Source organism: Methanomicrobium sp., assembly GCF_055145805.1.
Window position 1 is genome coordinate 1 of the sequence record NZ_JBSREC010000042.1, and the last position, 7620, is coordinate 7620.

Here is a 7620-nt window from a genome sequence, read left to right on the forward strand (position 1 = left end):
TTTGATGAGCCAAAAGTTGCAATAACAAACATAGTATGCTCATATGACATGGGAAAGAAGATAAACCTAAACAAGGTTGTTGTAACACTGGACCTTGAGAACATTGAATATGAACCTGAACAGTTTCCGGGTCTTGTATACAGAATAAAAGAACCAAAGATTGTGGCACTCATATTCTCATCAGGAAAGATTATTTTAACAGGCGGAAAAAATCTTGATGATGTTAAAAAAGGACTTGATTTCCTCGAACATAAGCTTGAAAACATAATGTAAAAATTTTCCCAGGAAATACTTTTTTTTCTTTGAATTCGCTGTTTAATACAGGTTTGAAACTTTTTTCAGGAATATTAATTTACTGCCAGAAACGATGTGTCCTGATATAATTTCTCTCGGCTTTTAAAATCTCTCTGTAAAAATCATCTCCCTTTGCCATTGTTGCAATGATTCTTGATGCTGAATCAGGCCCGACACCTCTTGCCGCAAAAGCAGTCACCGCAGCCTTCCCGCTTGAAAGGACAATGTTTGCATTACGCAGGAGACGAACCTCAAGAGCTCTTTCCTCCTTTGACTTATCTTTCTTCAAAATCGCTTTTATATATTCCTCTTCATACGGTTTTAACGCTGCAATCAGTCTTGCACCGCATTTTGGGCAGACAATATCTTCAGGAACTCGCCCGACAGTGGTTTTACTCTTCCAGTTTCGGCAGTTCATACAGAAGAGAATTATATTATCCTCTTTCAGACGTCTCTTTATCGTCGTAATTATTGCCTGATCCTCAGATACAGGAGGAATTACATCTCTTGACGAAGAAAAACCTTCACGGCCTATTGCACTAAGAGGTGCAATCGACACCGCTGTCTTTTCAGACTGAATCTCTTCTACAATAATCTCTGCCTTTTCTGTATCCATATTAATTGAAAAAAGCTCACGGTATGCCTCTTTCTGAATAATGGTTCCCTCAAAGAAATCTGTTAAACGATTGATGCTGATACGTTCATAGTCGGCATCGGCATCAATAGCTCCAAACTTCTTTGCGGTCTGAACCATCTTCCATTTATAAATGGCAGTTCTCTTAAGGGCAATCTGCAAAATGCCCTTTATTGCCGAAGGCTCAATAGACATCAGAATTTCCATAACATCAGTTGCCCTGACATTGCCGGGAAGCCTTAACATAATCCGATAAGCCCCCACCTCTATTCCGACAGAAGTTCCGAACCTGGCAGATAAAAGAACAGAAATACACCGGCCCAGGGCTTCGTTCGCTTTATGCCCGCCGCATACATTTATGACAACACCATCATCATAATGCTCAATTGTTATCAGGTTATCACAGGGAACAGGTGAGCCTGCATCCTCCATCCCTTTTAAAAAATCCTTTGCATATTTGAGAGAGGGCTTGTCTGTCTTGTATTCTCTAAAATCCTCTGTTCTCCTAAGCCTGCCCACTTCTCTTGCGACATCAAAAGGAACAGGTATCTGTTCGCCTTCCCATGAAGGCAGCTCACCCTTTATTCTGTGTGCAGGCTCGACCTTTATCATCCCGTCCTCTATTACAAGAACCTGCCACAACTGCCCTTTTGTTATAAAAACAGCGCCGGTATAGATAAAACCGATAACAAACGACTCATCAAGAGTACCTACGTACCGTCTTGAGACAATATCATACACTTTTACTTTCTTTTCGTCATGTATCATCGAGAGATTGGAATAAAGATATGTTCTGCTTCGTCCGGTTCTGATAATCATGCCTGATTCTGTTCTAATCAGACGATGCTCCTCCATCTGGCTGCAGACAGCATCAAATATCTCATCAGTTCCCGGAAAACATGCAGATCTTTTAATTATTTCTCTTACCTTTTCAGCACTTATTTCACCATATTCAACCGCTATCGCAGATATCTGATTTGCAAGCACATCTGCGGCGTCGGTAATCAGAGACAGATTTTCACATTCGTTTGAAAGACCACGCCTTACAATTACAAGAGATTCTAAAAGATCATCAAAACCTGTCGCAAGGATTCTTCCTTTTGATACAGTATCAAGCCGGTGACCTGCACGCCCCACCCTCTGCAAAAGTCTTGAAACCTCCCTTGGCGAACCAAATTGTAAAACCTGCCCCACATGACCGATATCAAGCCCGAGCTCCATCGATGATGTGCATATAAGAGCCTTTAATTCACCTTTTTTGAATCTCTCTTCCGCGTCAATACGCACTTCACGTGAGAGTGAGCCATGATGAACGTCCACATCGCCTCTCTTATAAAGCTCATGCCCGAGGGCCTCTGCCGTAACACGGGTATTGACAAAAACAAGCGAGGTATCTTTTGAATTAATGCTTCTCTCAACAACCTTTGTCTGTTTTGAAAACGAGTCTCCGGCATATTTAACATCAACAGACAAAAGGGGAGCAACCGGTATGTTTACAAGTTCATAAGGGCGCTCTCCGCAGAGAAAACGTGCAACATCAGAAGGATTCCCGACTGTTGCCGACAGAGCAATTCTCTGAAACTCTCCGGAATATTCGACAATTCTTTCAAGTGCAACAGACATCTGTGCACCCCTTTTGTTTCCGGCAAGCTCATGAATCTCATCGATTATTACAAATCTTACATTTTTAAGATGTTCGCGGAGTCTCTTTCCGGTAAACATCGCCTGAAGTGTTTCAGGAGTTGTAATCAGAAGATCAGGAGGTTTTAGTGCCTGTTTTCTTCTCTCGGACTGTGTGGTATCACCATGCCGGACTCCGACTGAAAGACAAAGTTCATGACACCACCACTCAAGACGACCCAGTATATCACGATTTAATGATCTGAGAGGAGTAATGTAGAGTGCCTTAAATCCGCTGCCTTCCTGACTAAGAAGTTTATGAAAAACAGGAAGCATTGCACTCTCAGTCTTTCCGGTGCCTGTCGGCGCAATACAAAGTGTATGGCTGCCACGCATAACAGGAGGTATCGCTGCTTCCTGTGTATCTGAAAGCTCGCTGAAATTTCGTACATCCAAAAGAACTTTGATTTTTTCGTCAAGAAGATCTACTGCACTCATCACCCTTAAGACCTCCAAGGCTGTCAATATACGTTCCATCACTTAGGAAAACTTCAGCAGTTTCCTCATCAATACTTCTTGAAAGAGGGCTGAGTTTGCTTTTTAGAAGCTCTCTTACATCAATTCCCCCTGCAAGTTCAAAGAAAGCAGGGACAAAAAGAACACGGGTTTTTGATATGGGAAGAGAAGTCTTCATATTAAGAATTTCAGAATTTATCTTTGCAAGAACATAAGCAGGCTGAGATTTCAAAGAGCATCCAACCTCATCATAAAGACATACAACAGGGTGATGATGACCTGCAACAATAAGTTTTCCGAGCAGATCCTCAGAGGGATATGTATGCCCGTGCATATACCCGGTGCCATCCAGGACAAAACCGTCTTTTGGCAGAAGTTCATCTTCATTCAAAAATTTCTCTATCCCGACATCATGATTTCCGGGCAGCACTTTAAATGGTATTTTTTTCCTTATTTCATCAATAATCCCGGGCATCTCCGCATATTCCTGTCTGGTTGTAACAGGAATGGAGTGTTTTACATCACCAAGAAGTAATAAAAGATCACAATCTGAATCCTCAATACATCCCAAAAGACGTGAAAGCCTCTCACGGGTGTTGCTTTTTATGTAAAGCCCGCGCCTTGCAAGTTCTGTTTCCGCACCAAAATGAGTATCCGCCACTACAAGTATACGAATATTGTTTTCAATTACAACTGCAGGCCCCTGGGATAGAAATTTTGGAATCATCTCTTTTCTTATAATATTTTTACATAGCCACCGGAAGGAAGATATAATTCCCCGTCTTCGATTAGCTCTTTTAAGCAATTATGTACATCAGTTTTCTCTATCCCGATATTTTCACAAAGAGAATACAAATCATCCAGAAGAACACCTTTTTTTGAGCTGTTCTCTGCAATAATCGCCATAATCCTTTCACCTGCCTCTTCTAAAATATCCACAGGATAAATGGTTTCACAGGAATTACATGGAGCTGCAACTAAAAGTGCTTCATTTACAATTCTGACTACTTCTCTGCCATAATCAGCATCAATGCTTTCAAAAGAGTTCTCAAGTCTTTTTATTGTTGCCGCAGCAGTCCCAAGTACCCATAAATCCCGTTCTTTTCTTGAAATTTCACAGACTGATTCAGGGATTATATCTATCTCAAAAGTGCCGTATCTCTTTGATGCCAGGACTTTCCCGTATACGAGAACAAAGACAGGAATACCCATTCCCATAAATACTGAAGAGCAGTACGCAAGGTCTTTACCACAGGATATCTTAAAAACACCTGTAGGATCAGCGACGCGTGCATTTAAACCCCGGCCATTTTGGATGTTTTTTAGTTCGGTCAGTGCGCCACAGATATAAATCTTATTTACAGATGCTCCGTCCGGTAAAATCAGACCCCCCTTGCTATCCTCCTGCAAAAATTCAAGCTCACCTGCAAAATATCTCATTTTTCCACCGGCATTTTTTCTTAAGAGATATCCCTGCATAGCAGGCATCCCTGTGTTATTTTAAAGATTGTTTTTAACCGGCAAAAATAGTGATCAATATAACATCGGAAATTAAAGAAATAACAATCCAAAAAAAGATAACTTCTGCGACTTACAAAATAAATTATAACTAAACCAAAATTCATGCAGGGCCGATAAAATGGATGGAAACAATACGATATGGATTGAAAAATACCGCCCGAAGACGCTGGACGACGTTGTCGGACAAAAAGGGATTATAGAGCGTCTCAAAAATTACGTGAGAACTGAAAGTCTTCCACATCTTCTTTTTACCGGAAATGCAGGGATAGGAAAGACTACATCTGCGGTCGCACTTGCAAGGGAATTCTTTGGTGATAACTGGCAGGTCAATTTCAGGGAGTTAAACGCCTCTGATGAGAGAGGGATTGATGTTGTCAGAAACCAGATAAAACAATTTGCGCGCACCGCCCCAATGGGCGGCGCGACATTTAAAATCCTTTTCCTCGATGAGGCAGACGCACTGACAAACGATGCGCAGTCTGCCCTGAGGAGAACAATGGAAAATTATGCCCGTACATGCAGATTTATTCTTTCATGCAACTACTCGTCGAAGATAATCGATCCTATTCAGAGCAGATGCGCGATATACAGATTCAGACCGCTTGACAGGGAAGCGATAACAGAAGAGCTCAACAGAATATCTATAAATGAAGGGCTTAAAATCAGCGGGGAGGCATTGAGCGCAATAATCTATGTAGCACAGGGAGATATGAGAAAGGCCATAAATGCACTTCAGGGTGCGGCCATAATAAGCAGTGATATCTCAGAAGAGATGATCTATGAGATAACATCCACTGCAAGACCTGATGAGATTCTCGATCTTCTTCAGATAGTCCTGGAAGGGGACTTTGAAGCTTCCGAACACAGGCTGCATGAACTGACGATAAAACGCGGAATAGCTCCTAACGAACTTATAAACCAGCTCTACAGGACTCTTGTCAATGATAAATCAATAGACCGTTCGTTAAAGGTTGAACTTATAACCCACCTTGGAGAGACTGATTTCAGAATCAGTGAAGGGGCAAACCAGAACATACAGATGGAAGCTCTTCTGGCACGCTGCATACAAAGTTCCGAAAAACACAGACAGGCATAAACAATGGACGAAATTCCGGAATTTACCAAAAATGAAGATTCAGAGGCAAAAGTAACTGACAAGGCAGCTGACTGGAGTAAATTCCTAAAAAAGCACTACAAAGCCGAACTCGGAGAGATTGCACGAGAGTTCCCATACAGGAGATCTCTGATAATTGACTATCAGAAACTTGAAAAATGGGGCAGGAAAGGTCTGGGACTGGCAGACGAACTCCTTAAAAATCCTGGCAAAGTCATCTCTGACGTTAAGGATGCAATAAAACAGAACAATCTTATCTTCACAAAGGATGAGGAGGAAAAAGCGGATGATGTAAATGTAAGATTCATTCGTCTGCCTAAAAAAATTGATGTCCGTGAGATTCGCGCCCATCATATCAACACTTTCCTCTCCGTTGAAGGTATTATACGAAAAACAACCGAAGTCCGTCCCCGTCTTACCTATGCAATATTCAGATGCTTAAATTGCGGGACACTCACGCCTCCTTATTCACAGGGATTTGGTAAATTTCAGGAGCCTTACAGAAACTGTTCGCAGTGCGAAAGGCAGACGAAAATGGAGCTTGTTCCTGCTCTCTCTAAATTTGTTGATGTCCAGAAACTAAGAATTCAGGAGTCACCTGAAGGTCTGAGAGGAGGAGAGCAGCCGGAAACCCTTGACGTTGACATAACAGACGATCTTGTCGCAAATGCATCCCCGGGAGACCGCGTTGTAATAAACGGGATTTTAAGATCTATACAGCGCGTATCTCACGGAAACAAAAGTTCTCTTTTTGAAATCTATCTTGAGGCCAACTCCGTTGAAATTGGAGAAAAGGAATTTTCAGAGGTCTCAATCTCAGAAGAAGATGAAGAAGAGATTCTTGAACTCTCAAGAGATCCCGAACTTTACCGCAAGTTTTCACACTCAATCGCACCATCAATCTACGGAAACGATGAGGTGAAAGAGGCAATTTCCTTAATCCTCTTTGGAGGCATTATGAAAGCGCTTCCTGACGGGAGTCACTTAAGAGGCGATATACACATGCTCCTTGTGGGAGATCCCGGTATTGCTAAATCCCAGATGTTAAGATACGTCATTAAACTCTCACCAAGGGGAATTTATACCAGCGGTAAATCCTCAACATCCGCAGGACTTACCGCAACGGCTGTAAAAGACGAATTCGGAGATGGCCGCTGGACACTTGAGGCAGGTGCACTTGTCCTTGCAGACATGGGAATTGCGGCTGTCGATGAGATGGACAAGATGACAAAGGACGATAGAAGTTCACTCCATGAGGCAATGGAACAGCAGACTATCTCTATTGCAAAGGCAGGAATTACTGCGACACTCAGATCACGCTGTGCACTTCTCGGAGCGGCAAACCCAAAAATGGGACGTTTTGATGAGTATGCCCCCATAGCAGAGCAGATTAACATGCCACCTTCCCTTCTGTCGCGTTTTGACCTTATCTTTGTTATGAAGGATAAGCCCAACAGTGTCCTTGATCGGGCAATAGGTGAACACATATTAAAAGCCCACGAAGTTGGGGAACTTATTGAGCATAACAAAAAGAATCCGCTTGACTGGGTTGATGACGAATACATAGAACAAAAACTTGCACCTGTTCTCCCTGAGATCGAACCACTCATATTCCGAAAATATATCGCCTACTCCAAGAGAAACTGTTTTCCTCTCCTGTCAGTTGAGGCCAAGGAGAAGCTTATTTCATATTACCTGAGCTTAAGGGATCTCGCAACAGACAACAACAAACCTGTCCCTGTAACAGCAAGACAGCTTGAGGCACTTGTAAGACTTGCAGAGGCAAGCGCAAGAATAAGACTCAGCCCGAATATTGAAGTTTCAGATTCCGAACGTGTCATAAGAATAGTTGACAGGTGTCTCAGGGATGTGGCATATGACCCTGAAACAGGAAACTTCGATATTGACAAGCTTGTTACAG

At 42.3% G+C, this 7620-nt stretch carries 6 protein-coding genes; 3 read left to right on the plus strand and 3 right to left on the minus strand.

Annotation, left to right across the window (positions count from 1 at the left end; genetic code table 11):
* Positions 1-273, plus strand: a 273-nt coding sequence (locus ACTB1O_RS03355) for a TATA-box-binding protein (RefSeq protein ID WP_462993728.1), incomplete at its 5' end; no start/stop codon positions are given.
* 79 nt (positions 274-352) lie between these two features.
* On the opposite strand, the gene ACTB1O_RS03360 is transcribed toward ACTB1O_RS03355, so the two are convergent.
* Genes ACTB1O_RS03360 through ACTB1O_RS03370 form a run of 3 tightly spaced genes read right to left on the minus strand, consistent with a single transcriptional unit; the run spans position 353 to position 4504 of the window.
* On the minus strand, positions 353-3046 hold the full coding sequence (locus ACTB1O_RS03360) for a DEAD/DEAH box helicase (RefSeq protein WP_462993729.1): 2694 nt from the start codon (positions 3044-3046) through the stop codon (positions 353-355).
* A complete protein-coding gene (locus tag ACTB1O_RS03365; RefSeq protein WP_462993730.1) occupies positions 3024-3791 on the minus strand; it encodes a metallophosphoesterase in 768 nt (255 codons plus the stop codon). The genes ACTB1O_RS03360 and ACTB1O_RS03365 overlap by 23 nt, the downstream gene beginning before the upstream one ends.
* 8 nt (positions 3792-3799) lie before the next feature.
* Positions 3800-4504: a hypothetical protein gene (locus ACTB1O_RS03370; protein ID WP_462993731.1), complete on the minus strand. Its 705-nt coding sequence runs from the start codon at positions 4502-4504 to the stop codon at positions 3800-3802.
* Positions 4505-4703: 199 nt separating this feature from the next.
* On the opposite strand from ACTB1O_RS03370, the gene ACTB1O_RS03375 reads away from it, so the two are divergent.
* Both ACTB1O_RS03375 and ACTB1O_RS03380 read left to right on the plus strand, forming a co-directional pair.
* Positions 4704-5681: a replication factor C small subunit gene (locus tag ACTB1O_RS03375; RefSeq protein WP_462993732.1), complete on the plus strand. Its 978-nt coding sequence runs from the start codon at positions 4704-4706 to the stop codon at positions 5679-5681.
* A 3-nt stretch (positions 5682-5684) separates the two neighbouring features.
* Positions 5685-7620: minichromosome maintenance protein MCM (locus ACTB1O_RS03380; protein WP_462993733.1), on the plus strand; the 1936-nt coding region annotated here is incomplete at its 3' end.

What these genes read in the sequence shown, in the direction of transcription:
- ACTB1O_RS03360 (WP_462993729.1), bottom strand. Translation starts at nt 3,046, where the DNA reads ATGAGTGCAGTAGATCTTCTTGACGAAAAAATCAAAGTTCTTTTGGAT.
- ACTB1O_RS03365 (WP_462993730.1), bottom strand. Translation starts at nt 3,791, where the DNA reads ATGATTCCAAAATTTCTATCCCAGGGGCCTGCAGTTGTAATTGAAAAC.
- ACTB1O_RS03370 (WP_462993731.1), bottom strand. Translation starts at nt 4,504, where the DNA reads ATGAGATATTTTGCAGGTGAGCTTGAATTTTTGCAGGAGGATAGCAAG.
- ACTB1O_RS03375 (WP_462993732.1), top strand. Translation starts at nt 4,704, where the DNA reads ATGGATGGAAACAATACGATATGGATTGAAAAATACCGCCCGAAGACG.